This is a genomic window from Pseudomonas lalkuanensis, assembly GCF_008807375.1.
In the GTDB taxonomy this organism is placed as follows: Bacteria; Pseudomonadota; Gammaproteobacteria; order Pseudomonadales; family Pseudomonadaceae; genus Metapseudomonas; species Metapseudomonas lalkuanensis.
In genome coordinates, this window is sequence record NZ_CP043311.1 from 3,394,319 (window position 1) to 3,418,375 (window position 24,057).

General features: G+C 66.2%; 25 protein-coding genes. 11 read left to right on the top strand and 14 right to left on the bottom strand.

Features of this window, described 5'->3' with window-relative positions; all coding sequences use genetic code 11:
• The first annotated feature begins 93 nt into the window (after positions 1–93).
• Positions 94–1,215, top strand: a complete 1,122-nt coding sequence (gene ald, locus FXN65_RS15820; protein WP_151134093.1) for an alanine dehydrogenase — start codon at positions 94–96, stop codon at positions 1,213–1,215.
• A gap of 448 nt (positions 1,216–1,663) precedes the next feature.
• The gene (locus FXN65_RS15825) at positions 1,664–3,556 is read left to right on the top strand and encodes a methyl-accepting chemotaxis protein (protein ID WP_151134094.1); all 1,893 of its coding nucleotides are present in this window, start codon (positions 1,664–1,666) and stop codon (positions 3,554–3,556) included.
• A gap of 147 nt (positions 3,557–3,703) precedes the next feature.
• On the opposite strand, the gene FXN65_RS15830 is transcribed toward FXN65_RS15825, so the two are convergent.
• Positions 3,704–4,030, bottom strand: a complete 327-nt coding sequence (locus FXN65_RS15830; protein WP_151134095.1) for an I78 family peptidase inhibitor — start codon at positions 4,028–4,030, stop codon at positions 3,704–3,706.
• Between the two features lie 171 nt (positions 4,031–4,201).
• On the opposite strand from FXN65_RS15830, the gene FXN65_RS15835 reads away from it, so the two are divergent.
• Both FXN65_RS15835 and lpdA read left to right on the top strand, forming a co-directional pair.
• Positions 4,202–5,083, top strand: a complete 882-nt coding sequence (locus tag FXN65_RS15835) for a pseudouridine synthase (protein WP_151134096.1) — start codon at positions 4,202–4,204, stop codon at positions 5,081–5,083.
• A gap of 149 nt (positions 5,084–5,232) precedes the next feature.
• A complete protein-coding gene (gene lpdA / locus FXN65_RS15840; RefSeq protein ID WP_151134097.1) occupies positions 5,233–6,633 on the top strand; it encodes a dihydrolipoyl dehydrogenase in 1,401 nt (466 codons plus the stop codon).
• A 40-nt stretch (positions 6,634–6,673) separates the two neighbouring features.
• On the opposite strand, the gene FXN65_RS15845 is transcribed toward lpdA, so the two are convergent.
• Both FXN65_RS15845 and FXN65_RS15850 read right to left on the bottom strand, forming a co-directional pair.
• The gene (locus tag FXN65_RS15845) at positions 6,674–7,417 is read right to left on the bottom strand and encodes an anti-sigma factor family protein (protein ID WP_151134098.1); all 744 of its coding nucleotides are present in this window, start codon (positions 7,415–7,417) and stop codon (positions 6,674–6,676) included.
• Positions 7,414–7,920 carry a sigma-70 family RNA polymerase sigma factor gene (locus tag FXN65_RS15850; protein ID WP_151134099.1) on the bottom strand — a complete coding sequence of 169 codons (507 nt, stop codon included), beginning with the start codon at positions 7,918–7,920 and terminating at the stop codon, positions 7,414–7,416. Before FXN65_RS15850 ends, FXN65_RS15845 begins: the two co-directional genes overlap by 4 nt.
• Positions 7,921–8,059: 139 nt before the next feature.
• On the opposite strand from FXN65_RS15850, the gene FXN65_RS15855 reads away from it, so the two are divergent.
• Genes FXN65_RS15855 through FXN65_RS15865 form a run of 3 tightly spaced genes read left to right on the top strand, consistent with a single transcriptional unit; the run spans position 8,060 to position 9,977 of the window.
• The gene (locus FXN65_RS15855; RefSeq protein WP_151134100.1) at positions 8,060–9,118 is read left to right on the top strand and encodes a catalase family peroxidase; all 1,059 of its coding nucleotides are present in this window, start codon (positions 8,060–8,062) and stop codon (positions 9,116–9,118) included.
• Positions 9,115–9,675 (top strand): cytochrome b, encoded by a 561-nt coding sequence (locus FXN65_RS15860; protein ID WP_151134101.1) that lies wholly within the window; start codon positions 9,115–9,117, stop codon positions 9,673–9,675. Before FXN65_RS15855 ends, FXN65_RS15860 begins: the two co-directional genes overlap by 4 nt.
• Positions 9,676–9,722: 47 nt before the next feature.
• Positions 9,723–9,977: a DUF2790 domain-containing protein gene (locus FXN65_RS15865; RefSeq protein ID WP_151134102.1), complete on the top strand. Its 255-nt coding sequence runs from the start codon at positions 9,723–9,725 to the stop codon at positions 9,975–9,977.
• Between the two features lie 135 nt (positions 9,978–10,112).
• Here the strand turns inward: FXN65_RS15865 and FXN65_RS15870 are convergent, their stop codons facing one another.
• Positions 10,113–11,099 (bottom strand): magnesium transporter CorA family protein, encoded by a 987-nt coding sequence (locus FXN65_RS15870; protein ID WP_151134103.1) that lies wholly within the window; start codon positions 11,097–11,099, stop codon positions 10,113–10,115.
• A gap of 129 nt (positions 11,100–11,228) precedes the next feature.
• On the opposite strand from FXN65_RS15870, the gene FXN65_RS15875 reads away from it, so the two are divergent.
• Complete coding sequence (locus tag FXN65_RS15875; RefSeq protein ID WP_151134104.1) at positions 11,229–12,329, top strand: 2OG-Fe(II) oxygenase; 1,101 nt, start codon at positions 11,229–11,231, stop codon at positions 12,327–12,329.
• Positions 12,330–12,382: 53 nt separating this feature from the next.
• On the top strand, positions 12,383–12,712 hold the full coding sequence (locus FXN65_RS15880; protein ID WP_151134105.1) for a DUF5629 family protein: 330 nt from the start codon (positions 12,383–12,385) through the stop codon (positions 12,710–12,712).
• 105 nt (positions 12,713–12,817) lie between these two features.
• Here the strand turns inward: FXN65_RS15880 and FXN65_RS15885 are convergent, their stop codons facing one another.
• Entirely contained in the window at positions 12,818–13,408 is a 591-nt protein-coding gene (locus FXN65_RS15885; protein WP_151134106.1) for a helix-turn-helix domain-containing protein, read from the bottom strand.
• Positions 13,409–13,467: 59 nt separating this feature from the next.
• Between FXN65_RS15885 and rhtA the strand changes: the two genes are divergently transcribed.
• Entirely contained in the window at positions 13,468–14,361 is an 894-nt protein-coding gene (gene rhtA, locus FXN65_RS15890) for a threonine/homoserine exporter RhtA (RefSeq protein ID WP_151134107.1), read from the top strand.
• A gap of 90 nt (positions 14,362–14,451) precedes the next feature.
• On the top strand, positions 14,452–15,393 hold the full coding sequence (gene epsC, locus FXN65_RS15895; protein WP_151134108.1) for a serine O-acetyltransferase EpsC: 942 nt from the start codon (positions 14,452–14,454) through the stop codon (positions 15,391–15,393).
• Positions 15,394–15,779: 386 nt separating this feature from the next.
• Here the strand turns inward: epsC and FXN65_RS15900 are convergent, their stop codons facing one another.
• The 9 genes from FXN65_RS15900 to FXN65_RS15940 all read right to left on the bottom strand — a co-directional run bounded on the left by FXN65_RS15900 (position 15,780) and on the right by FXN65_RS15940 (position 24,054).
• On the bottom strand, positions 15,780–16,910 hold the full coding sequence (locus tag FXN65_RS15900; protein WP_151134109.1) for a M14 family metallopeptidase: 1,131 nt from the start codon (positions 16,908–16,910) through the stop codon (positions 15,780–15,782).
• Positions 16,911–17,017: 107 nt separating this feature from the next.
• Entirely contained in the window at positions 17,018–17,680 is a 663-nt protein-coding gene (locus tag FXN65_RS15905; RefSeq protein ID WP_151134110.1) for a YceH family protein, read from the bottom strand.
• 47 nt (positions 17,681–17,727) lie between these two features.
• Entirely contained in the window at positions 17,728–18,612 is an 885-nt protein-coding gene (locus FXN65_RS15910; protein ID WP_151134111.1) for a LysR family transcriptional regulator, read from the bottom strand.
• Between the two features lie 148 nt (positions 18,613–18,760).
• On the bottom strand, positions 18,761–19,087 hold the full coding sequence (locus tag FXN65_RS15915) for a Rieske (2Fe-2S) protein (RefSeq protein WP_151134112.1): 327 nt from the start codon (positions 19,085–19,087) through the stop codon (positions 18,761–18,763).
• Positions 19,084–19,395, bottom strand: a complete 312-nt coding sequence (locus FXN65_RS15920; protein WP_151134113.1) for a YciI family protein — start codon at positions 19,393–19,395, stop codon at positions 19,084–19,086. The genes FXN65_RS15915 and FXN65_RS15920 overlap by 4 nt, the downstream gene beginning before the upstream one ends.
• A complete protein-coding gene (locus FXN65_RS15925) occupies positions 19,392–20,267 on the bottom strand; it encodes an intradiol ring-cleavage dioxygenase (protein WP_151134114.1) in 876 nt (291 codons plus the stop codon). The genes FXN65_RS15920 and FXN65_RS15925 overlap by 4 nt, the downstream gene beginning before the upstream one ends.
• Positions 20,268–20,354: 87 nt before the next feature.
• Positions 20,355–21,422, bottom strand: coding sequence for a maleylacetate reductase (locus FXN65_RS15930; protein ID WP_151134115.1), 1,068 nt, complete (start codon positions 21,420–21,422; stop codon positions 20,355–20,357).
• Between the two features lie 8 nt (positions 21,423–21,430).
• A complete protein-coding gene (locus FXN65_RS15935) occupies positions 21,431–22,894 on the bottom strand; it encodes an aldehyde dehydrogenase family protein (RefSeq protein WP_151134116.1) in 1,464 nt (487 codons plus the stop codon).
• Positions 22,895–23,034: 140 nt separating this feature from the next.
• Complete coding sequence (locus tag FXN65_RS15940; RefSeq protein WP_151134117.1) at positions 23,035–24,054, bottom strand: hydroxyquinol 1,2-dioxygenase; 1,020 nt, start codon at positions 24,052–24,054, stop codon at positions 23,035–23,037.
• Positions 24,055–24,057 lie beyond the last annotated feature (3 nt).

A 24,057-nucleotide genomic window follows, 5' to 3' on the forward strand; every position in this document is an offset into this window, starting at 1 on the left:
GAGATTCCCTGAAAACCAGCCACTATTCGGCGGGGGCGCAGCGGCCGGGTTTCTACACTTGTTCAAAGGACAACAAGAACCCTGGAGGTCGCCATGCGTATCGGAGTGCCGAAGGAGATCAAGAACCACGAATACCGGGTCGGCCTGACCCCGCAATCTGTGGCCGAATTGACCCGCCTGGGGCATGAGGTCTGGGTGGAGACCAGGGCCGGTACCGCGATCGGATTTTCCGACGAGGACTACCAGGCCGCCGGTGCCAGGACTGCCAGCGGCGCCGGGGAGGTCTTCGAGCAAGCCGAACTCATCGTCAAGGTCAAGGAACCCCTGACCCAGGAGCGCGCGCGCCTGCGTCCGGAGCAGACCCTGTTCACCTACCTCCACCTGGCCCCGGATCGCCCGCAGACCGAAGAGCTGATCGCCTCCGGCGCCACCTGCATCGCCTACGAAACCGTCACCGACAGCCATGGCCGCCTGCCCCTGCTTGCGCCCATGTCGGAAGTGGCCGGGCGCATGTCCATCCAGGCCGGTGCCAGTTGCCTGGAAAAAGCCAAGGGCGGCCGTGGCGTGCTGCTGGGCGGCGTGCCCGGCGTGGCACCGGGCAAGGTCGTGGTGCTGGGCGGCGGCGTGGTCGGTACCCATGCGCTGGCCATGGCGGTCGGCCTGGGCGCCGATGTCACCGTTCTGGACAAGAGCGTGGACACCCTGCGCCGGCTCGACTCTCTCTACGGCAATCGCATCACCACCCTGTACTCCACCCACGGCACCGTGCGCGAGCAGGTGCTGGCGGCCGACCTGGTGATTGGCGGCGTACTCATCCCCGGCGCTGCCGCACCCAAGCTCATTACCGCCGAAATGGTGGCACGCATGCAGGAAGGTGCGGTGCTGGTGGATGTGGCCATCGACCAGGGCGGTTGTGCGGAAACTTCGCATGCCACCACCCACGCCGAGCCCACCTACGTAGTCGACGGCGTGGTGCACTACTGCGTGGCCAACATGCCCGGCGCCGTGGCACGTACCTCGACCCTGGCGCTGAACAACGCCACCCTGCCCTTCGTCATCGCCCTGGCGCAGAAAGGCACGCGCAAGGCGCTGGAAGACGACCTGCACCTGCGCCATGGCCTGAACGTGGCGAAGGGACGGCTCACCAATGGCAGCGTCGCCGCCGCGCATCGTATGGACTACGTGCACCTGGAAGAAATGCTCAAGCTGCTTTGAGCTCATCTTCTTTCGCGATTGAAATCGCTCCCACAGGGCGCTCCGACTTCACCTTGTGGGAGCGAATTCATTCGCGATGCCAGTCACGCCCCGGCTCAAACCTGCACATCTTTGCCGCAAATCCGACTAACGGCGATTCAGCATTTGACGTCAAAATGCCAGCATTCGCGCCACGCTGAAAGCCGCCCGGCCGACAGCCCGAAAGGCCCCCCTCTCCGGACCATAACCAGTATCAGAACCGGTAAGGGATAGCGGCACGTCGATACCCCGGCGCCCGCGATCCAGGCTCCGCCCCAGCACCCTGCCCCTGTTCCCCCGGCCCGCCACGCGGCGCCGGCGATAGCCCGTGGTGACGGCCAATGCCATGGATCGACTGACCCGCCCCAGGCACAACCTGCGCGCGGCAACCGGCATACCCCTGCCAGAAACCTTGGATGGATACCTTGCGATGCCCTCAAACCTGAAGTTCAGCCAAAAGATCCTGCTGGCCGCCTCGCTGGTGATGATCGTGGCCTTCACCCTCTTCGTGCTGTTCAACGACTACCGCCAGCGCCAGGCCCTGAACGCCGACGTGCATGCCTCGCTGCAAGAGGTGGGCAGCCTGGCCACCCGCAACATCAAGACCTGGCTGGAGGGCCGCATCCAACTGGTGGAATCCCTGGCCCAGCAGTTGTCCAGCAATGGCCAGCAGGGCGAGCCGCTGACCGCCGCGCTGAACCTGCCGGTGTACGGCCAGCGCTTCCAGCTCACCTACTTCGGCGGCGTCGACGGCGCCATGACCTCGGTTCCCGCCGGCAACCGTCCGGCCGATTACGACCCGCGCGTCCGTGGCTGGTACAAGGCCGCCAGCGCCATCCAGGGCACCGCCCTGACCGAGCCCTATATCGCCGCCTCGTCGCAGAAGCTGGTGATCACCATCGCCACGCCGGTTCACCGTGATGGCCAGATGGCCGGCGTGGCCGGCGCCGACATGGAGCTGGCGAACATCGCCCAACTGATCGACTCGCTGAAGCTCCAGGGCCATGGCCATGCCTTCCTGGTGAGCGCCGAAGGCAAGGTGCTGCTGCACCCGGACAACCGCTACATCCTCAAGGGCATCAACGAGCTGTACCCGCAGGACACCCCGAAGGTGGCTGCCGGCGTCAGCGAGTTCGGGGTGGACGGCAAGACCCAGTTCATCGCCTTCACCCCGCTGGAAGGCCTGCCCGGCGCGAACTGGTACGTCGCCCTGGTGCTGGACCAGGACGCCGCCTTCGCCATGCTCGATGAAGTGCGCACCTCGGCGATCGTCGCCACCCTGATCGCCGTGATCGCCACCGTCCTGCTGCTGGGCATGCTGATCCGCGTGCTGATGCAGCCGCTGCACCAGCTTGGCCATGCCATGCGCGAAATCGCCGATGGCGACGGCGACTTGACCAAGCGGCTCAGCGTTCACGCCCACGATGAGTTCGGTGCGGTGGCCACGTCCTTCAACCGCTTCGTCGAGCGCGTCCACGGCTCCATCCGCGAAGTGTCCTCAGCCACCACCCATGTGAACCAGGTGGCCAAGCTGGTGCTGAACGCCTCCAACTCGTCCATGAGCAACTCCGACGAGCAGGCCAACCGCACCAACAGCGTCGCCGCCGCGATCAACGAACTGGGCGCTGCCGCCCAGGAAATCGCCCGCAACGCCGCCGATGCCTCGCACCAGGCCTCCTCCGCCCGCACCCTCGCCGAAGACGGTCGCCAGGTGGTGGAACGCACCATCGTCGCGATGAACGAGCTGTCCGGGAAGATCCGCGCTTCCTGCGGCAACATCGAGACGCTGAACAGCAAGACGGTGAACATCGGCCAGATCCTCGAGGTGATCAAGGGCATCTCCGAGCAGACCAACCTGCTGGCGCTCAACGCCGCCATCGAGGCCGCCCGCGCCGGGGAAGCCGGCCGCGGCTTCGCCGTGGTGGCCGACGAGGTGCGCAACCTGGCCCACCGCACCCAGGAATCGGCGCAGGAAATCCAGCAGATGATCGAGGAACTGCAGGTCGGCGCCCGCGAAGCGGTCACCACCATGACCGAGAGCCAGCGCTACAGCGAGCAGAGCGTGGAAATCGCCAACCAGGCCGGCGAGCGACTGGGCAGCGTGACCCAGCGCATCGGCGAGATCGACGGCATGAACCAGTCGGTGGCCACCGCCACCGAGGAACAGACCGCCGTGGTCGACTCGCTGAACATGGACATCACCGAGATCAACACCCTCAACCAGGAAGGCGTGGAAAACCTCCAGGCCACCCTGCGTGCCTGCGCCGACCTGGACCAGCAGGCCGCACGGCTGCAGCAGCTGGTGGGGAGTTTCCGGATCTGACGGCAGGTGCTTGCTCGTGTGGGATGGGCTGATCCTTGCAAGGACAAATTCATTCGCCAATCAGGCGACATGCCTGCCCAAACACAACCCAGCACAATGAAAGAAGGCGCCCAAGGGCGCCTTCTTCATCAATCGATCCAGTCAGCTTCAGCCACAGCTGAACTGCTTCACCACTCCAAGCTCATCGACATCGATGTTCAGGCGGCGGGAGTTGTAGTCCATGGTGATCGGCTGGTGAGGGCGCAACACTCGGGCCATCTCGGCACCGGATTGGCGCTTGGCCTGCTCGACCAGCGCGGTATCCGCGTTCTTACCCACCAGGGCGGCCACAGCGGCACTACTGCAGGTGCCGGAGAGCGACGCCTCGGCGGCCTGGGCGGCAGCGGCGGGAGTCTCGGGCTTGTCTGTCGAGCTGCAACCGGCCAGGAGCAGGCCGGCAAGGGCGAGACTGAGGGAAATCGGCTTGAAGTACATATTGGGTCCTCTACTAAACGAACATCCTGGCGTGCGCCTGCAATGGCGTTGTGCATCGCGGCGGGGCTCCTGCCCGCGAGCGCACGGCCGGTGCATTCTATCCTCTGCCTTTGACTCCGGTCAGTCAGCTGCGGCCTAATGCCCCGCTCCTGAAACCTGCCGAAACACTCCATGCCCCGCACCCCGAGCATACGCCCCAGCACCCTCCACCTGCCCCAGGGCGACTGGAGCACGGTGCTCGACTGCCTCTGTGACCGCTTCCCCGCCATTCCCCGCGAAACCTGGCTGGAGCGCATGGACACCGGCAAGGTGACCGACGGCGAGGGGAACCCGCTCGGCCCGGCGCATCCCTATCAGGTGGCGATGCGGGTGCATTACTTCCGCGAGGTGAAGGGCGAGAAGGCCATTCCCTTCGAGGAAACCGTGCTGCACGTCGACGAGCACCTGGTGGTGGCCGACAAACCGCACTTCCTTCCGGTGATGCCGGCTGGCGAGTACGTCGAGGAAACCCTGCAGGCGCGTCTGACCCGGCGCCTGGGCAATCCGCACCTGGTGCCGTTGCACCGCATCGACCGCCACACCGCCGGCCTGGTGCTGTTCTCCGCCAACCCGGCCAGCCGCAACATCTACCACGCGCTGTTCCGCGACCGAGAGATCCACAAGCGCTACGAAGCCATCGCCCCCGCCCTGCCCCATCTGACGTTTCCGCTGCTGCGGGAAACCCGCCTCGGCAAGGGCGAGCCGTTCTTCCGCATGCAGGAAGTCGAGGGCGAGCCCAATAGCCGCACCCGCCTGAACGTGCTGGAGAAGAATGGCCACCTCTGGCGCTATGACCTTGAACCCATCACCGGCAAGCAGCACCAGTTGCGGGTGCACCTGGCGGCCCTCGGCGCGGCCATCTGCAACGACGGGTTCTACCCGGCGCTGACCGACAAGGGCGGGCCTGACGACTACTGCCGCCCCCTCAAGCTGCTGGCCCGCAGCCTCGAATTCGATGACCCCATCAGCGGCCAATCGCGCCGTTTCGACAGCCGTTTGCGTCTGGACTGGTAAACCCACACCCCGCCGAGCCCCTTGACGGCGGATATGACGACAATAATATTACATCCGTAATTCAAGCAGGATATCGCCTGGCTGGAAGGCTCGCGGTTGTCCACTAGGCTTCTGCATTCCCCTTACGACTTTTGCATCGAGGTGAACCCATGAGCGCATACGACGTGGTAGTGATCGGCGGTGGTCCGGGTGGCTACAACGCGGCGATCAAGGCTGGCCAGTTGGGCATGAAAGTGGCCTGCGTCGAAGGCCGGGAAACCCTGGGCGGCACCTGCCTGAACGTCGGCTGCATGCCCTCCAAGGCCCTGCTGCATGCCTCCGAACTCTATGAAGCGGCCTCCGGCAAGGAGTTCGCCACCCTGGGCATCCAGGTCAAGCCCAAGCTCGACCTGGCGCAGATGATGGCGCAGAAGACCGAAAGCGTGACCGCCCTGACCAAGGGCATCGAGTTCCTCTTCCGCAAGAACAAGGTGGAATGGGTCAAGGGCTGGGGTCGCATCGACGGCGCGGGCAAGGTGGTGGTGACCGCCGCCGACGGCCAGCAGCAGATCCTGGAAACCCGCCACATCGTCATCGCCACCGGCTCCGAACCCACGCCGCTGCCCGGGGTGACCATCGACAACAAACGCATCCTCGACTCCACCGGCGCCCTGTCGCTACCGGAGGTGCCCAAGCATCTGGTGGTGATCGGCGCCGGAGTGATCGGCCTGGAGCTCGGCTCGGTCTGGCGCCGCCTGGGAGCCCAGGTGACGGTGGTGGAATACCTCGGGCGCATCTGCCCCGGCCTTGACGATGAAACCGCCAAGACCCTGCAACGCGCCCTGACCAGGCAGGGCATGAGCTTCAAGCTGGGCTCCAAGGTCACCAGCGCCAAGTCCGGCAAGGCCGGCGTGGAACTGTCCATCGAACCGGCCGCCGGCGGCCTGGCGGAAACCCTCAAGGCCGACTACGTGCTGGTGGCCATCGGCCGTCGCCCCTACACCGAAGGCCTCGGCCTGGAGACCGTGGGCCTGACCACCGACGCCCGCGGCATGCTCGCCAACGAACGCCACCAGACCCCGGCTCCCAATGTCTGGGTCATCGGCGACGTCACCTCCGGCCCGATGCTCGCCCACAAGGCCGAGGACGAAGCCATCGTCTGCATCGAACGCATCGCCGGCCAGGCGGCCGAGGTGAACTACAACGTCATCCCCAACGTGATCTACACCCGCCCGGAAGTGGCCAGCGTGGGCAAGAGCGAGGAACAGCTGAAGGCCGAAGGGCGCCCCTACCGCGTCGGCAAATTCCCCTTCACCGCCAACAGCCGGGCCAAGATCAACCACGAAACCGAAGGCTTCGTGAAAGTCCTGGCGGACGAGCGCACCGACGAGGTGCTGGGCGTGCACATGGTCGGTCCGAGTGTCAGCGAGATGATCGGCGAGTACTGCGTGGCCATGGAATTCTCCGCCTCGGCCGAAGATATCGCCCTGATCTGCCACCCCCACCCAACCCGCTCCGAAGCCCTGCGCCAGGCCGCGATGGATGTGCATGGAGCGGCAATGCAGGCCTGAGCCTGTGGGGGCGAGTTCATTCGCGAATGGATTCGCCCCCTCAGAACGCCAGCGCCCGCCCCAGCACCTCGCTGCGCGGGTCCCCTTCCCTGCTCACCAGCGCGTAGTTGTAGCCATCCCTCGACCAGTATCGGGCCTCCAGTCCGCCGTCCCGGCGCTGGCCCTGCTTCATGCTCGGGTAGAGCGAACCCGGCGCGCGCAGGTACAGGCTGACCCGTTGCCCCTGGCTGTCTTCGAACAGGAGCAACGCCGCCGCACCCTGTTCGGTCACCAGCCAGCGGCCACCTACCGGGGTGAAGCCATAGGGGCTGAGGTCGGGAATTCTCGCCGCATGGCTGAAGCGCTGGTCCAGCCATGCCTGGAGTTCGCCGGGTTGCCTGGCGCGGATGTCGACCACTGGGCTGGCGGCGAACAGACGGTGAGCCTGCAGGGCATCCTGCATCGGCGGGTTGGCCGCCAGCAGGCTCATGTCCCGCGCTTGCCAGCCGCCCAGTCCACCCGCGCCCAGGGCCAGGACGAAGGAGGCCGCCAGGGCCAGCCGACGCTGTTTGCGCGCACGCAGTGAAGCCCGGATGGCCACCGGGTCGAGGCGCGGGTTGGGCGCCAGGCCCGGATTGGCCAGGGCCACGCGGAGCATCTGGGCGTCCCGCCGCCAGGCCTCCACCCGCGCGGCCGCTTCCGGATTGGCCGCGAGATAGGCTTCCACCGCCCTGCTCTGCTCGGCGTCCAGCTCGCCGTCGAGGTATGCGTGCAGGTCATCTTCGCTGGGATGGAATGCGTTCATTTGAGTACCCGTAGATGAGGGTTGGACATCTCGCCTTCGGCCAGCGCACGCAGCGCCTTGCGCGCGCGGGACAGCCTGGACATCACGGTGCCGATGGGAATGCCGAGGGTATCGGCGGCCTCCTTGTAGCTGAGCCCTTCCACGCTCACCAGAAGCAGGAGCGCGCGCTGCTCGGCCGGCAGCCTGCCGAAAGCCTCGAGGGTGGCCTGGTTGACCACCAGGTCCTCGGTGGAGGGCGCCTCTTCGGTGCGGCCACCGAAGATTTCCAGCAGCCGCGCGTGGCGACGGGCCCGCCGCTGGCCGTCGAGGAACTGCCGATAGAGGATGGCGAACAGCCAGGCGCGGAGGTTGCCGTCGCCCTTGCTGCTCCAGCGCGACAGTGCCCGCTCCAGGGTCGCCTGGACCAGGTCGTCGGCGCTGCTCGCATTGCGCGTCAGCCACAGCGCGAAACGTCGCAGCCTCTGTAACAACTCCCGCAGTTCCGCGTCTTCGATCATGTTCATAGCCAGGTGTCGTGGCGCTCTTGCCAAGGGTGTAACGAGAAGACGTGCGAGGCGGGATTTTATTCCCGACCGGGAATAAAGCCCTGAGGGGTGCGTCTCACCGGCTCATGGACAAGGGCATTTCGCCCGGGAGTATCGCATGAGCAAGTCACCACCCAAGGGGATCGACCTGGCGGCACGACTGGCCGTGATCGGCCTGGCCACTGGCGGACTGGCAGCCGCCTTCGCCTACGCCGGCGGCTGGATCGGCGGCGAACACCTGACGCCGCAGCGGATCATCGACGCCTTCGAGGCCAACGCCGGCAAGTTCCCCGGCTACCGCAAGAACCACGCGAAAGGCATCTGCATTACCGGCCACTTCGAGAGCAACGGCCAGGCTGCGCAGCTGTCCCGCGCCAGCGTCTTCGCCCCCGGCAAGGTGCCGGTGATCGGCCGCCTGGCCATCGGCGGCAGCAATCCCCACGTGCCGGATGCCGGCGTACCCACCCGCAGCATGGCATTGCTGTTCCAGTTGCCCGGCGGCGAGCAGTGGCGCACCGGAATGAACACGCCACCGGTGCTGCCGGTGGCCACCCCGGAAGCCTTTTACGAGCAGGTGCTGGCGGCCCGCCCCGATCCCGCCACCGGCAAGCCGGACCCAGCAAAGATCCAGGCCTTCTTCGCCGCCCACCCGGAAAGCGCCGCCTTCCGCCAGTGGTCGCAGAGTGCCAAGCCCAGCAACAGCTTTGCCAACGTCGCCTACAACGGCATCAACGCCTTCCGTCTGCTGGACGCCGCCGGCAATGGCCACTTCGTGCGCTGGTCGGTGCAACCGGAGGCGCCGTTCGAGCCCCTGGGGGATGCCGGCAGCGACCCGGACTTCCTCAGCCACGACTTGCAGCAACGCCTGGCGCAGGGCCCATTGCGCTGGCAGCTGATGCTGACCCTGGCCGAACCCGGCGACCCCACCCATGACGCAACCCGCCAATGGCCCGCCGACCGCCGCCAGGTGGATGCGGGCACCCTGGTGGTGGAAAGCGCCGAGCCGCAGGACAGTGGCGCCTGCCGCGACATCAACTACGACCCGACGGTGCTGCCCGACGGCATCCAGGTCTCCGACGACCCGATCCTCGCCGCACGCGCGGCCGCCTATGCCGTGTCCTACAACCGCCGCACCCGGGAAGGCGCACCCGGCGCCGGGCAAGGAGTCCAGCAATGAACACCCCGACCCGTTTCAGCCCGCTATTGCGGGTCCTCCACTGGCTGATGGCGTTCCTGCTGCTGGCCATGCTCTTCATCGGCGTCAGCATGGTGGGCGACCTGTCGCCGCGCCACAGCGCCCTGGTGGCGCTGCACAAGCCGCTGGGCGTGACGCTGCTGGTCCTGGTGCTGATCCGCCTGACCGTGCGCCTGACTCGTCCGGTGCCGCCCCTGCCCGCCGACATGCCCGGCTGGCAGCAACGCATTGCCATGCTGTCCCACCTGCTGCTCTACGGCCTGATGATCGCCCTGCCCCTGGTGGGCTGGGCCATGCAGTCCGCCGGCGACTATCCGGTGGTGCTCCACGAGTCCCTGCTGCTGCCGCCCATCGTCCCGCAGGACGCGCGGCTCTATGCCTCGCTGCGCGTGGCCCACACTGTACTGGCGTACCTGCTGTTCATCAGCATCCTGGCGCACCTGGCGGCGGCCCTCTACCACGCGCTCATCCGCAGGGATGGCGTGCTTTCGAGCATGACCACCGGCAGTGGCATCCGATCGATGCCTGACGGTCAGTAGGCGCGGGCATTCCCCGCAAACCACCTCTCCAGCAGGAGAACCCCACCATGAAAACCCTAGTCGTCGCCTTGAGTCTCAGCCTTGCCTCCACCGTCGCCCTGGCCGTCACGGACCAGGCCGCGCCGCCGGTCACCCAGTACGAATATGGTGTGCACCTGGATATCGCGCGGGTAGTCCAGATGACCGACCTCACCACCTTCTGCGGCGTGGGGCCGGCGCGCATGACCTACGAGGACAGCCAGATGCAGACGAAGACAATCGAGTACCTGGTCTGGGGCACCGGCTGCAAGAACGACTACTGAGGAGCTGTAGGTTGGACTGAGCGCAACGAAGCCCGACAGCGTATCGTCGGGCTTCGCAGGCTCAGACCAGCGTGGCCCGCACCAACCTACCTAACCCGGGCTCTCGCCGACGGTCCATGCCCGGCAGGCCCTGAGTCAGAACCAGCCTTTCCACTTGAACCAGGCGTACGGCAGGATCGCCGATACCACCATCAGGCCCAGCGCCACCGGGTAGCCGAAAGCCCAGTCCAGCTCCGGCATGGACCTGAAGTTCATGCCGTACACCGTGCCTACCAGGGTCGGCGGCAGGAAGAGCACGGCGGCGATGGAAAACACCTTGATGATGCTGTTCTGCTCGATATCGATCAGCCCCAGGGTGGCGCTGAGCAGGAAGGCGATCTCGTCGAACATTTTCGCCACGTAGTCCACCAGCGAGCGGACGTCCCGCTCGATGGAGCGCGAACGGTCCAGGCCGGGCTCGCTCAGCCAGAGCTCCGACCATGCGTTCGAATAGTCCAGCACCCGCCCCATGCTGATCAGGCTCTCGCGCAGCTTCACCAGGCCCGAATTGTTGCGGCCCAGGCGCTTGACCACCTGTTGCAGGTCGGCACGGCTGCCCTTGGGCTGCGGCGCTGCACCTCGTTCCTCGCTGAACACCGCACCTGACATATCGTCCAGTTCGCGCTGCATCAGCTCCAGCATGTCGGCGATGTGGTCCACCACGCTGCCGCACAAGGACAGGAAGATCTGCTCGCTGGAGGAGTGGGTTTCCGGCTCACGGAGGAACTTGTCTTCCAGGTATTCGAAGAACGGCAGGTTGGCGTAGCGCACCGTTACCAGGTAGTCGGGCGCCACCACGAACATCACGTCGCTGGAGATCGGCCGCTGCTCGCGCAGGCCGCTCACCAGGGTCGCGTTCATGTAGAGGGTGCCTTCATGCTGGTAGAGGCGCGAGGTTTCCTCGATCTCGACGATGGCCTCGCGGGAGGGAATTTCCACCCCCAGGGACTGGCCGATGAAGGCCGCCTCTTCCGGTTCGGGGTCCATCAGGTCGATCCACAGGGTGGCCGCGGGAATAGCCACACCGGGCTGGCCAGCGCTGGCGTGCAGGACGCCGCCATCCTGCGCGTAGTAGTGGATCATCCAGGTTGCTCCTTGGGCGTCTGGGAATGAGTAAAGCACCGGTCATGCCCTGCGAAGACGCGTCTGGCGGACCGGGAGGCACGTGTCCGGCAATTGGACTAGGTTCTCGTTAGGCGAACGGAGACCACCATGACCCAGCGCAACTCACCCGTGCCCCCGGGCGAAGCGGTGCCCTGGTTCACCAGCAGCACCCCCAGCCGTGAACGCTTCACCTTCGATACCGCCGCCGGGCGCTACATTGTCCTGTGCTTCCTCGGCTCCTCCGCGGACCCGACGGCGGCGCGGGTGCTGGCCGACCTGCTGGCCCGCCGCGAGTGCTTCGACGACGACCAGGCGGCTTTCTTCGGGGTGACCGCCGACCCGCGCGACCGGGAACAGCAACGCGTGCGCGATCTGTTGCCGGGCATCCGTTTCTTCTGGGACATGGACCGCAGCATCTGCAACCTCTTTGGCGTGCAGCGCGAGAACGGCGCCATCCGCCAGCTGACCTACCTGCTCGACCCGCGCCTGCGGGTGATCGCCGTACTGCCGATCCTGCCCGGCGGCGAAGGCCACATCGACACCCTCATCGGCCTGCTCAGGGCCCAGGAGCCCATTCCGCCGGCCGCGCCCGCCCTGCCCCAGGCGCCGGTGCTGGTGGTGCCACGCATCTTCGAACCCGAGCTGTGCAAGACGCTGATCGACTACTACGACCATCACGGCGGCGCCGACTCGGGCTACATGGTCGAGCGCGACGGCAAGACGGTCGAGGTGCTCAAGTACGATCACAAGCGCCGCCGCGATTGCGCCCTCGAGGACCAGCGGCTTTGCCAGTCCTGCATGCACCGCATCACCATGCGGCTGGTCCCGGAGATCCAGAAGGCCTTCCAGTTCCACGCCACGCGCATGGAGCGCTACCTGGTGGCCTGCTACGACGCCTCCGAAGGCGGCCACTTCCGCCCACACCGCGACAACACCACCAAGGGCACCGCACACCGCCGCTTCGCCGTTTCCCTGTTCCTCAACAGCGGCGAATACGAAGGCGGCCAGCTGCGTTTCCCGGAGTTCGGCGGCAGCCTCTACAGCGCGCCAACCGGGGGCGCCGTGGTGTTCTCCTGTTCGCTGTTGCACGAGGCCACGCCCGTCACCGCCGGCCGCCGCTACATGTTCCTGCCCTTCCTCTACGACGAGGAAGCCCGGCGCATCCGCGAGGAAAACCAGCAGTACCTCGAAAGCTCGACTGAGCAATGACCGGCGGCCTGGCTTATCATTCCGCGCCTTGCGACTGACTGATGGATACCCCAATGAGCCACGAGACCCTGCTGGACGCCCTGCTCGACGCCGACATGCTGGAAATCGACGACCTGCACGCCTGGGAGTTCGACCTGGACGAAGCGCTGGTGGAGGCGCTGGACGCCGACCAACCGGGTGACCCCGAGGCCCAACTGCTGCGTGTCGAATGCATGGACGGCCGCTCCCGCCGCGAATGGCGCTTCACCCAGGCTGCCGTGCAAGCCGCGCGCTTCGACCCCGAAACCGGCAGCTGGAAACTGGCCGGCGCCGACGGCGAACACGCCCTGCGCTGCTTTGATGCCTTCGGCGGCGATGCCGAGGATGACGACGGGCAGGAGTGACTCTCTAGCCAGCTGTGTTTCTGCTGTAGGGGCGCGCTTTTCCTGTGTAGGAGCGAATTCATTCGCCAAGGACGGCGCAGCCGTCCCCCAGCAGACAAATCCGGTTCAGGTGAGGACATTGCGCATAAAGCGCACCAGCTGTCCGCCTTCATTGGCATAGATGTAGGGCTGGTCGCTGCCGAACACCAGGAAGTCCCCGGCCCCCACCTGATGCGTTTCGCCGCTGTGCAGCACGGTCAGTTCGCCTTCGATCACGTAGATCATCTCTCGCCAGCCTTCGGCATCCGGTTCGGCCGTGTAGCGCTCGCCCGGCGCCAGGGACCAGCTCCACAGCTCCACTTCATGGCGCGTCGCTGAACTCGCCAGCAAGGTGGCCTTGCTGCCGGGCTTGGCACCCACCCAGGCCACTGCATTGATACGGGAACGATCGGGGCGATCCGGTTGCTGCACCAGATCGGGAAAGAGCACGCCGAGGGCGGCGGCAATGCGGTCCAGCGTGGCCAGACTGACATTCACATCACCGCCTTCGATGCCCACCAGCATGCGCCGGCTGACGCCAGCAGCCGTGGCCAGGGCTTCCTGACTGAGGCCCGCGGCACGGCGCAGGCGGCGGACGTTCTCGGAGACGTGCTCCAGGACGTTGGGACGTTCATCGGATTTGGGCAACATATTGCTCACACCCTGGCTTTTGCGCATTATGTTGCACATTAGCACTCGAATACGCCAGCCCCTACTGTTCTGCCGGATCAGCCACCATGACCTCGCTGTCGCGCCGCCTTGCCTCCACCCTGCTACCCGTTTCCGTCCTCCTGGTGGCGATGGCCTCTATCCAGAGCGGCGCGTCGCTCGCCAAAAGCCTGTTCCCGGTGATCGGCCCCCAGGGCACCACCACCCTGCGCCTGGTGTTCGCGGCCATCATCCTCACCCTGGTCCTGCGACCGTGGCGCGCACGCCTCAGCAAGGAATCCCTCAAGCCACTGATCCTCTACGGGCTGGCCCTGGGCGGCATGAACCTGATGTTCTACATGTCCCTGCGCACCATCCCGCTGGGCATCGCCGTCGCCCTCGAATTCACCGGCCCCCTGGCGGTGGCGCTGTTCGCTTCACGCCGTGCCATCGATTTCGTCTGGATCGGCCTGGCAGCACTGGGCCTCTGGCTCCTGCTACCACTGGGCAAGACCGAAGGTCACCTTGACCTGACGGGCATGGCCTACGCCCTCGGCGCGGGCGTCTGCTGGGCGCTGTACATCCTCTACGGCGCCAAGGCCGGCAGCGACCACGGCATGCAGGGCGCGGCCCTCGGCGTGCTGGTGGCGGCCATCTTCACGGCGCCGATCGGCATCGCCCATGCGGGCGTCGACCTGCTGCGCCCGGAACTGTTGCCCATAGCCCTGGGCGTCGCCCTGCTCTCCACCGCCATCCCCTACAGCCTGGAAATGGTCGCCCTGACCCGCCTGCCGACACAGACCTTCGGCACCCTGATGAGCATCGAGCCCGCGTTCGGCGCCCTTTCCGGGCTGATCTTCCTCGGCGAGCACCTGTCGCTGCTGCAGTGGCTGGCGATCTTCTGCATCATCCTCGCCTCCGTCGGCTGCACCGTCACGGCGCCTTCGCGCCAGCCGTCCCAGCCCCTGGTGCCAGCCGACTGATCCGGGCATTTGCGCTGAATTTCCTCTTGCGGAGAATGGGTGATTCTCCGCAGGCTATAGCGATCCGGACCGCGTCTTACAGGTACCCCAATGAACAGACTTCCCTATGTCGCCACCGGCTGCCAGCCGGTGAACTGGCAGTTGGACCAGATCGTCAGCGACTTGCGCGACGCCCGCGCCCAGTGGCGCAGCCGGCACGGCCGCCTGCAGGACCGTGGCGGCCGCGAACTGCCCTCACGCATCACCGTCGGGCATATCATCGAAGCACTGTCCGGCGCCCTCTTCCCCATGCGCCTCGGCCCGGCCGACCTGCGCGAAGAGAGCGAGGACTTCTACGTCGGCCATACCCTGGACGTGGCGCTCAACGCCCTGGCCGGTGAAGTGCGCCGCGAACTTTCCTACGCCGCACGCCACAACGGTGCCAGCGGCGACGACATCGCCTGCCAGGCCATCGAGATCGTCAAGGGCTTCGCCGCCACCCTGCCCAAGCTGCGGGTGCTGCTGGACACCGACGTGCTGGCCGCTTTCCAGGGCGACCCGGCGGCGCGCAGCGTGGATGAAGTGCTGATCTGCTATCCGGGCGTGCACGCGGTGATCCACCACCGTCTGGCCCACTACTTCTACAAGGCTGGCCTGCCGCTGCTGGCGCGGATGATCGCCGAGATCGCCCACTCGGCCACCGGCATCGATATCCACCCCGGCGCGCAGATCGGCAAGAGTTTCTTCATCGACCACGGCACCGGCGTGGTGATCGGCGAGACCGCGATCATCGGCGAACGGGTACGCATCTACCAGGCGGTGACCCTGGGTGCCAAACGCTTCCCGGCGGACGAGGAAGGCAACCTGCAGAAGGGCCAGCCGCGCCACCCTATTGTCGAGGACGACGTGGTGATTTACGCCGGCGCGACCATCCTCGGCCGCATCACCATCGGCAAGGGTTCCACCATCGGCGGTAACGTCTGGCTGACCCGCAGCGTGCCGGAAGGCAGCAACATCACCCAGGCCAACCTGCAGAACGAAAGCGGCGTTTGAAGTTGTGTGAGCGAATTCATTCGCGATTGAAATCGCTCCCACAGGGTTAAGCCAGGCGCTCGGCAGCTGCATTTCCCCCTCACCCCGGCCCGCTCCCTCGGGGAGAGGGGGCCGATGTGAAGCCTCACCTCATCGGCACATTTTCAGGCCATAGCGTTGCCCAGGATTGCTCCGTCCTTTCTGACGCGAGTCCCCCTCGCCCTCCGGGGTGAAGAGGCATGCCTTCGGAAGCACTGCTTTCGTTGCCGATGAACGCGTGAGTGCGAAGCGATAGGACTGGGGCGCAGGGCGGGACTGGGAACGAGCGATGCGTCCGGCCAATCGCTTGCAACTTCCATCGACAAAAAAACGGCCCCATCAGGGGCCGTTTTTATTGGGTGCACAGCTCAGCGCAGCTTGTCCACCATCGCCGCGATCACCGACAGCACATCCTTGCCCAGGCGCTTGGAACGTTCACCGTTCCAGGCAGTGCGCGGGTGCGGGTTGTCGTCGTGGTCCTTGAACGGCATCTCGATGGTGAAGGACAGGCAATCGAAGGCCATGCCCACGGCGTTGCACGCCAGGGTGGTGTTGGCCTTGCCCGGTTCGTCGCGGGGATAGCCGAACGCTGTCTGGAACTCCGCTCCCATCCCCACCAAGCGCTGGCGGAACTCGTTCTCCAGGGCTTCCAGGCGCGGCGTGTAACCGGGGTTGCCTTCGCAGCCGGCGGTGAACACGTGAGGAATTTCCTCGTCGCCGTGGATGTCGAGGAACAGGTCCACGCCCACCTTGCGCATCTGCTGCTGGACGAAGAACACCTCCGGGGTCTCGGTGTCGTCGGCCGACTGCCAGGCGCGGTTGAGGTCCTTGCCGGCGACGTTGGTGCGCAGGTGGCCACGGAATGCGCCGTCCGGGTTCATGTTCGGCACCAGGTAGAGGTCGGCCTTGGCCAGCAGCGCATCGATCTCGGCATCGCCCTGCCTCGACAGGCGCTCGACCACCCCTTCCATGTACCACTCGGCCATGTGCTCGCCGGGGTGCTGCTGGGCGATGATCCAGACCTTGCGCTGGGCATTCGGGTTGCGGCTGACGCGCAGCAGCGGAATCTCGCGGCCCTCGATGCTCTTGCCCACCGCCACCACTTCGGCGCCGGCCTTGTCCAGGGCTTCACTGATCAGCCAGTCGTGGCGCGCGCGGCTGTAGGGTTCGAAATAGGCGAACCAGATCTGTTCATGGGTGGGCTCAAGGGCAAAGTGCAGGCCCTTGTCGTCGAAACTGCTGGGGACGCGGAACCAGTTGACCTGGTCATAGGACGCAGCGGCGTTGTAGCCGGTCCAGGCGTGGCTGTAGGCGGACTGCCCGGCGTTGGTCAGGCTGAAGCCATGGCGCTGGCCGGGGGTCATGCCCTCGACCTTGAAGTGGAACCACTGGAAGTGGTGGCTCTTCAGGTCCGGCCGCATGGCCAGCAGCACCTGCTGCGGGTTGCTGGCGTCAATCACTTCGATATTGCCGCTGTCGAAGTCCGAGCTGATTTTCATGAATACCTCAGGCGCTCTTTTTTTCACGGTACGAACAGCATCGCAGGTCGCACCGCGCGGGAAAATCGTCGGGGCGACATCGACAGACAGTCGGCGCCCCTGTCGGGTTATTCGCCCCGGTCTTCCAGACGGGCCAGGCGTGCTTCCAGGTCGGCGACCCGTGCTTCCAGCTCTTCGATGCGGGCATCAGCGGCGGCACGCGCCTCGCTACCCCGCTCCGGCTGGCTGGCGCGGGCCTCCAGCAGGGCCTCGAGGTCGGCCGGCTCACCCATCAGGTGCATGTAGCGGTCTTCGCGCTGTCCGCCCTGGCGCGGCATCAGGACTGCCAGGCCCCGGCCTACCAGGCGTTCGAGCTGGTGGCGGACGTCTTCGGTATCGTCGAAGTCGGCCATGCGATTGCTGCGGGTCAGCAGCTCGCCGAGGGTCTGCGGGCCGCGCAGGAGCAGCAGGCCGATGAGGATCAGCTGCGGCTGCACCACTTCCAGGGCCTTGTCCACGCGCTGCTCCCAGCGGTCGGCGCGGCTGCCCATCACCAGCTTCACCAGGCCACGCGACTCCAGGTTGCGCAGCGACTGGCCGGCCTGGCCGGGGGTGACGTTCATCACCGGCTCGCGGCTGGTCTTCTGGTTGCTGGCCAATACCAGGGCGTTGAGGGTCAACGGGTAGGACTCGGGAGTGGTGGCTTGCTTCTCGATCAGGCTGCCGAGGAGCCGGGCCTCGATGGCGTTGAGCGGAGCGTCGGCGAACTGGGCATGGATCTCGGTGGACATAGCACTATCCGTCTGCTGAAAAGTGCCACTAGCCTAGTCTTCGCCGGCTAGCGAGAAAAGCGCTGCACCAGGAAGTCGATGAAGGCCCTCACCTTGGCGGGCAGCCGGCGCCCCGGCGGACACACCGCGTAGATCTGCGACGCGGGCAGTGGAAAGTCCTGCAACACCTCCACCAGCCGGCCGCTGGCGAGATTTTCCTCGAGCAGGAAGCGCGGTAGCGACACCAGCCCGAGGCCATCCATCGCCGCCTGCACCAGCACCTCGCCATTGTTGGCGATCAACCTGGGCCGCACCGCCACCGAACGCCACTCACGCCCCATCAGGAACTGCCACTGGCTGCTGTTGGCGCGGTTCTTGTAGCCGAGGCATTGGTGCTCGCGCAGGTCGTCGGGCACTTGCGGGGTGCCGTGTTCGGCGAGGTAGCCGGGGCTGGCACAGACGGCGTGGGGACAAGGCCCCAGCTCGCGGGCCACCAGGGTGGAATCCGGCAGGCGACCGATACGCAGGGTGAGGTCGTAGCCTTCGTTGACCAGGTCCACGTAGCGGTCGTTCAGGTCCAGCTCCACCTCCAGGCCGGGATGGGCCAGCATGAACTCGTTGAGCGCCGGCGACAGGTACTTGAGCCCGAACGACATGGGCGCCGCCAGCCGAAGCCGCCCGCGCAGCTCGCTCTGCAGGCTGCGAGTGGCCTCCTCGGCCTCGGCCAGGTCACGGAGGATGCGCTGGGTGCGCTCGAAATAGTCGAGGCCCGTCTCGGTCAGGCTGAGGCGCCGGGTGGTGCGATTGAACAGCCGGCATTCCAGGTGCCGTTCCAGCGCACTCATGCGCCGGCTCACCACCGACTTGGCAATGTTCAAGCGCTGCGCGGCCGCCGAGAAGCCACCGGCCTCGACCACGACCACGAACACCCGCATGTCTTCGAACAGGTTCATTTCTGGCTGCCTGTGGGGAGCGATCAGCCTTTATCGCAGTTCAGTCGGGATTGGGCATTGGCATTTGTTAAGGCGCTTTGCGTCCGCAAACGACTTTCTTGCCCTGTGGGAGCGATTTCAATCACCCCCACAAAAGAGAGTGGCCCCTTTAAAGGACCACCACCCTCCCCTCCACCACCCGCACCGGCACCGCCTCCAGCCGGCTGCCTTCGCAGGGGCCTTCGATGCACTGGCCGTCCTCGAAGCGGAACAGGGCGCTGTGGTGGGCGCACATCAGCACCTGGCTGCGATAGGTGCAGAACTCGCCAGGCCGGAAGTCCAGCGGCACCGAGAAATGCGGGCAGCGATTGCGGTAGCCCCACACCTCCCCGCCACGGCGCACCAGTACCAGCGGCAACGCCTTGCCCTCCAGCTCGGCCTCAAGGGCCAGGGCGCCGCCGTCAGAGATGGCCTCCAGAGCGCAGAGCGGATTCATCCGCGCAGCTCCGGATTACCCAGTCCCCAGTTCCAGGGGCGGATCTCGATGTGCTCGAACAGCCCGGCGCGCACGTAGGGGTCGTCGCCGAGAAAGGCCTGCACCTCGGCCAGGCTCATCGCCTCCACCACCAGCAATGTGCCGTTCATGCGGCCATTGCTGTGGTCCAGCGTCGGACCGCCGAGACGCACCACGACCCGGTGCGGATAGGGATTGCGCAGGTGTTCGCGATGGGCCGGACGCACCTGGTTGCGCAGGCTGACCTGGTTCGGCTTGTCGGTGGCGAAGACGGCGAAGTACTGGCTCATCGGGCTTCTCGCTCCAGCACGAAGTCGTAGCTGGCCAGGCGGAAAGCACCGTCGAAGCCGAATCGCGCCGCCAAGGGATGATTCGCCTGACACTGCTGGTAGATCACTTTGAGGGAGTCCTTGACGCCGAACACCACGTCCGTGTCCAGGTACGGATCGTCATGGTTGAACAGGTGGGTGACCAGGGTGCGATGCCCGGGCGCCATGACCAAGAAGTGCAGGTGCGCCGGCCGCCAGGGGTGGCGGTCGCTGGCCTGCAGCAGGCGCCCCACCGGGCCATCGGTGGGAATGGGATAGCTCACCGGCAAGGTGGTGCGAATGGCGAAACACCCTTGCGCGTCGGTGCGATAGCGCCCGCGCAGGTTGGTCAGGGGCTGATCCGGGTCCTGTCCGGAATACATGCCGTTCTCCGCGGTCTGCCAGACATCCAGCACCGCGTTGGCGACGGGTTCGCCCACCGCATCCAGCACCCGCCCCTGCACCAGGACCGGTTCGCCCGGGGTGAAGGCCATGTTCTCGCCGTGGCCACGCTCAGGCATGCCAGCGATATAGAACGGCCCGAATACCGTGGTTTCGGTGGCCGATTCGCAGCCGCGGTGATTGATGGCGTCCACCAGCATGGACAGGCCGATCACATCCGAGAGCAGGATGAATTCCTGACGCACGGCGCCGTCGCACTTCTTGCCGGTATCGGTGAGGAAGCGGATGCCTTCCAGCCATTCCTCCTCGGTCAGTTCCACCTCGCTGGCGAACGCGTGGAGGTGCCGAACCAGGCTCTGCACCACCTGGCGCAGGCGCGGGTTGGGCGTATTGGCGAAGGCGGCAACCGCCTGGGCGGAAATCTTCGCTTCGTCGCTCGGGATGTTGTTCATCTTGTGTTCCCGTAATTCGGTGAGTGCGAGTGGTCTGGGAGTTCCCTCACCCCTGGTCCCTCTCCCAGAGGGAGAGGGGTGAAATTTTCACGCGGGAGGAAGGCCCTGCCAGGCGCGCACGAGCATGGCTTCGATGGCGTCCTGCTCGAACGGGCGCGGGTTGTAGTAGGGGCTGGAGCAGGCGATTACCGCAGTTTCCGCCGGGCCTTCCTCGGGCAGGCCGATCTCGCCCAGGGAGGCGGGGATTCCCAGCTTGCGGTTCAGCGCGAACAGCAGCGGCCCCACTTCCGACGCCTCCTGCCCGCCGAGGGCACGTGCGGCGCGGCGCAAGGGCTCGGCTGCCGCCTCGCGGTTGTAGTGGGCGGCATGGGGCAGCACCACTGCATGGGCCTGGGCATGGGGCAGATTGAAGGTGCCGCCGAGGGTGTGGCAGAGCTTGTGGTGGATGGCCATGCCCACCGAGCCCAGACAGATGCCGGCCAACCAGGCCCCGTAGAGAGCCCGGCTGCGGGATTCGGCGTCTTCCGGGTTGGCGACCACGCCCGGCAGAGACTCGGCCAGGGCGCGGATGGACTCTTCCGCCATCAGCGTGATGATCGGATTGGCGTCCTGGGCGTAGAGCGCCTCCACCGCGTGGGCCATGGCGTTCATGCCGGAGCAGGCGGAAATCGCCGTTGGCAGGCTCAGGGTCAGTTGCGGGTCATAGACCACGGTCTTCGGCAATACGCGGATATCGCGCCCGGTCTTTTTCAGGCGGTTCTCGGTAAGGCCGTAGATGGGGGTCATTTCGGAGCCGGCGTAGGTGGTCGGCACCGCCAGGATCGGCAGGCCGGACTCCAGGGCGATGGCCTTGCCCAGGCCAATGGTGGAGCCACCGCCGATAGCGACGCAGCAGTCGGCACCAAGCCGGGCTGCTTCTTCACGGGCGGCTCGGGCCACTTCCACCGGCACGTGCATCACCGCCTGCGGATAGACGCCGGCGGAGCGCTCGCCGAGTATCGCCGCCACTCGTTCGCCGAGGTGGCGCTGCTCCGGCGTGGTGAGGATCAGCGCGCGGCGGGCGCCGAGCTTGTCCAGTTCCTCGGCCAGGGTTTCCAGCTTGCCCCAGCCGAACACCACGCGGGATGCCAGGCCCTGGTAGATGAATGGATTCATGGTCAACCTCAGCGCTTGAAATGGGGAGGAATCTTCGCGTCCACGTTGACCCACACTGAGCGGGCCTCGGTGTAGTCGTGGATGGCCTCGAAGCCCATCTCGCGGCCATAGCCGGACTGGCCGACACCGCCAAAGGGGCTGCCGGGGCTGACGCGTTTGTAGCAGTTGATCCAGCACATGCCGGCATGGATGTTCGCCGCCATGCGGTGGGCGCGTTGCAAGTCGCGGGTCCAGAGGCCGCTGCCCAGGCCGTACTGGGTGCCGTTGGCGATTGCCAGGGCCTCTTCATCCGTAGAGAAGCGCAACACGGTGACGAAGGGACCGAACACCTCTTCCTGGGCCACACGATGGTCCGGCTGGGCTTCGACCACAGTGGGCTCGATGTAGTAGCCGTCGGCGAGCGCCGGATCGCTGGGCGCCTTGCCGCCAGTAAGAATGCGGCCCCCCTGGGCGCGGGCAATGTCCACGTAGTCCATCACGCGATCACGGTGCTGGGCGGAGGTCAGCGGACCCATTTCGGTGTTCGGGTCCAGCGGGCTGCCAAGGCGAATGGAGCGCGCCAGTCCGATAAAGCGCTCGAGGAATTCATCAGCGATACGCTCGTGCAGGATCAGCCGCGAACCGGCGATGCACGCCTGCCCCTGGTTATGGAAGATCGCCCAGGCAGCCCCATTCACGGCGGCGTCCAGGTTGGCGTCCTCGAAGACGATATTGGCGCCCTTCCCGCCCAGCTCCAGCTGCACGCGCTTGAGGTTGCCCTGGGAGGCCTCGACTATGCGCCGGCCGGTGGCGGTGGAGCCGGTGAAGCAGATCTTGCCCACGTCCTCGTGCTCGGCCAGGCGCTGGCCGGCGGTGTGGCCATAACCCGGCACCACGTTGACCACGCCATCGGGGAAACCGACCTCCTTCATCAGTTCGGCGATGCGCAGGGTGGACAGCGGCGTGATCTCCGACGGTTTGATCACCACCGTGTTGCCGGCGGCGAGCGCCGGGCCCATCTTCCAGCTGGTGAACATCAGCGGAAAGTTCCACGGCACGATCTGGCCGACCACGCCGATCGGCTTGCGCTGCACGTAATTGAGGAAGCCGGCTTCGACCGGGATCACCGCCCCTTCGATCTTGTCGGCCATGCCGCCGAAGTAGCGGAAGCAGGCAGCGGTGCGCGGCACATCCAGGCTGCGGGAGTCGCGAATCGGGTGGCCGGTATCCAGGGACTCCAGCTGCGCCAGTTCTTCGGCCTGCTCCTCGATCCTGTCGGCCAGCTTCAGCAGCAGGCGTCCGCGCTCCGCGCCGGACAGCGCCGCCCAGGCCGGGAAGGCCCGCTTGGCGGCAGCCACGGCCAGGTCCACGTCCTCGGCTTCGGCAGCCGCGATATGGGTGATCAGCGAGCCGTCATGGGGCGACAGGACTGAGAGAGTCCCGCCCTTCAGGGCCGGAACGAAGCGGCCGTCGATGAAGAGTTGGTTCTGCATGGGTAAAGCTCTCCGGGCGCCGCAGGAATCCGGCGGCGGCATTGGGTGGTTGCGGTCGTCCGCGGGTGGATGAGAGCGCGAAGCCGTGGCCGAAGCACCCTCACCCCGGCCCTCTCCCAGAGGGAGAGGGGGCAGTGGGATCAGAACTCCACCGGATACGGCGGCAGCTCGCCGCTCTCATAGCGTTGCGGCAGGTTCGGCGTGGCGTTCTCCCACACCAGCAGCATGGAGCGCTTGGTGGAGTAGCCCTGGTGACGGATGTCCGCGGGCATGGCGCAGATGTCGCCGGGGCGCATGGTGATGCGGGCACGCGGCGCGCCGTCGTCCTTGTCGGCCACGTCCCAGATGATTTCGTCGGAGAGCTGCAGGAACCACTCCACGCGGTCGTTGCCGTGGAACACCGGAAGGATGAATTCCTCGGTGGTCGGGCAGAACAGGCTGGCCTTGCACACCGAGCTGACCGAGGGGTTCCAGGTCACGTCGGAGCGGGACAGGTACTTGTACAGGTTGAAGGCATGCAATTCGCCCTCGAATCCTTCGGCGGCGTGGATTTCCGGCTCGTCCTGGGGCACATCGGCGAACTGGCGGTTCACTGGCAGGTCGTTGCGCAGCGGCGAGTCGCCCGGCAGGCCGGGCATGCGCCGGGTCGCCACGCGAAAGCGCTCGATGGCCTCGATGTTGTCGCCGTTCTTGCGGCCGAAGGCGCTGCCGGTTTCTTCCGGCGCGGCGAAGGGGTCGAAGCCGGCGTTGGTCCAGTCACGCAGGATGGCCTTGAAGGTCGCCATGATCTTCGGCGTTTCGAACTGCTCGGTGTAGTCGACACCCGCCTCGCGCAGCACGCCGTTGAAGGTGCCGGCGTAGAGGTCGACCTTGCCGTAGTGGTTGCGGGTGCCGATCACCTCGTCGAAGTTCACCCAGCCGTAGAAGAAGCCCCAGGCCACATCGCGCATGGTGGCGCGCAGGAAGGCATCGGCGGGGATCAGGTGGGAGCGCGTCTGGCCCTTGGCCGGCCACTGGATGCGCACGAAGTATTCGTCGCGGGAAAGGGTGAAGGCTCCCAGCTTGAAGTTGCGGTAGCCGGTAATGGAATCAGGCAGGCTGGCTTCGACTTCATCGGCGGCGAAGCTGGCGGAGGTGTCGAGGGTTTCGAGCATGGCCATGGT

Excerpts from the sequence above, each read along its gene's own strand:
- FXN65_RS15935 (WP_151134116.1), bottom strand. The coding sequence starts at position 22,894 with ATGCAGAACCAACTCTTCATCGACGGCCGCTTCGTTCCGGCCCTGAAG.
- rhtA (WP_151134107.1), top strand. The coding sequence starts at position 13,468 with ATGACCTCGCTGTCGCGCCGCCTTGCCTCCACCCTGCTACCCGTTTCC.
- lpdA (WP_151134097.1), top strand. The coding sequence starts at position 5,233 with ATGAGCGCATACGACGTGGTAGTGATCGGCGGTGGTCCGGGTGGCTAC.
- epsC (WP_151134108.1), top strand. The coding sequence starts at position 14,452 with ATGAACAGACTTCCCTATGTCGCCACCGGCTGCCAGCCGGTGAACTGG.
- FXN65_RS15870 (WP_151134103.1), bottom strand. The coding sequence starts at position 11,099 with ATGATCCACTACTACGCGCAGGATGGCGGCGTCCTGCACGCCAGCGCT.
- FXN65_RS15860 (WP_151134101.1), top strand. The coding sequence starts at position 9,115 with ATGAACACCCCGACCCGTTTCAGCCCGCTATTGCGGGTCCTCCACTGG.
- FXN65_RS15930 (WP_151134115.1), bottom strand. The coding sequence starts at position 21,422 with ATGAATCCATTCATCTACCAGGGCCTGGCATCCCGCGTGGTGTTCGGC.
- FXN65_RS15940 (WP_151134117.1), bottom strand. The coding sequence starts at position 24,054 with ATGGCCATGCTCGAAACCCTCGACACCTCCGCCAGCTTCGCCGCCGAT.
- FXN65_RS15915 (WP_151134112.1), bottom strand. The coding sequence starts at position 19,087 with ATGAATCCGCTCTGCGCTCTGGAGGCCATCTCTGACGGCGGCGCCCTG.
- FXN65_RS15835 (WP_151134096.1), top strand. The coding sequence starts at position 4,202 with ATGCCCCGCACCCCGAGCATACGCCCCAGCACCCTCCACCTGCCCCAG.
- FXN65_RS15880 (WP_151134105.1), top strand. The coding sequence starts at position 12,383 with ATGAGCCACGAGACCCTGCTGGACGCCCTGCTCGACGCCGACATGCTG.
- FXN65_RS15925 (WP_151134114.1), bottom strand. The coding sequence starts at position 20,267 with ATGAACAACATCCCGAGCGACGAAGCGAAGATTTCCGCCCAGGCGGTT.
- ald (WP_151134093.1), top strand. The coding sequence starts at position 94 with ATGCGTATCGGAGTGCCGAAGGAGATCAAGAACCACGAATACCGGGTC.
- FXN65_RS15910 (WP_151134111.1), bottom strand. The coding sequence starts at position 18,612 with ATGAACCTGTTCGAAGACATGCGGGTGTTCGTGGTCGTGGTCGAGGCC.
- FXN65_RS15875 (WP_151134104.1), top strand. The coding sequence starts at position 11,229 with ATGACCCAGCGCAACTCACCCGTGCCCCCGGGCGAAGCGGTGCCCTGG.
- FXN65_RS15885 (WP_151134106.1), bottom strand. The coding sequence starts at position 13,408 with ATGCGCAAAAGCCAGGGTGTGAGCAATATGTTGCCCAAATCCGATGAA.
- FXN65_RS15845 (WP_151134098.1), bottom strand. The coding sequence starts at position 7,417 with ATGAACGCATTCCATCCCAGCGAAGATGACCTGCACGCATACCTCGAC.
- FXN65_RS15830 (WP_151134095.1), bottom strand. The coding sequence starts at position 4,030 with ATGTACTTCAAGCCGATTTCCCTCAGTCTCGCCCTTGCCGGCCTGCTC.
- FXN65_RS15825 (WP_151134094.1), top strand. The coding sequence starts at position 1,664 with ATGCCCTCAAACCTGAAGTTCAGCCAAAAGATCCTGCTGGCCGCCTCG.
- FXN65_RS15850 (WP_151134099.1), bottom strand. The coding sequence starts at position 7,920 with ATGAACATGATCGAAGACGCGGAACTGCGGGAGTTGTTACAGAGGCTG.
- FXN65_RS15920 (WP_151134113.1), bottom strand. The coding sequence starts at position 19,395 with ATGAGCCAGTACTTCGCCGTCTTCGCCACCGACAAGCCGAACCAGGTC.
- FXN65_RS15905 (WP_151134110.1), bottom strand. The coding sequence starts at position 17,680 with ATGTCCACCGAGATCCATGCCCAGTTCGCCGACGCTCCGCTCAACGCC.
- FXN65_RS15865 (WP_151134102.1), top strand. The coding sequence starts at position 9,723 with ATGAAAACCCTAGTCGTCGCCTTGAGTCTCAGCCTTGCCTCCACCGTC.
- FXN65_RS15900 (WP_151134109.1), bottom strand. The coding sequence starts at position 16,910 with ATGAAAATCAGCTCGGACTTCGACAGCGGCAATATCGAAGTGATTGAC.
- FXN65_RS15855 (WP_151134100.1), top strand. The coding sequence starts at position 8,060 with ATGAGCAAGTCACCACCCAAGGGGATCGACCTGGCGGCACGACTGGCC.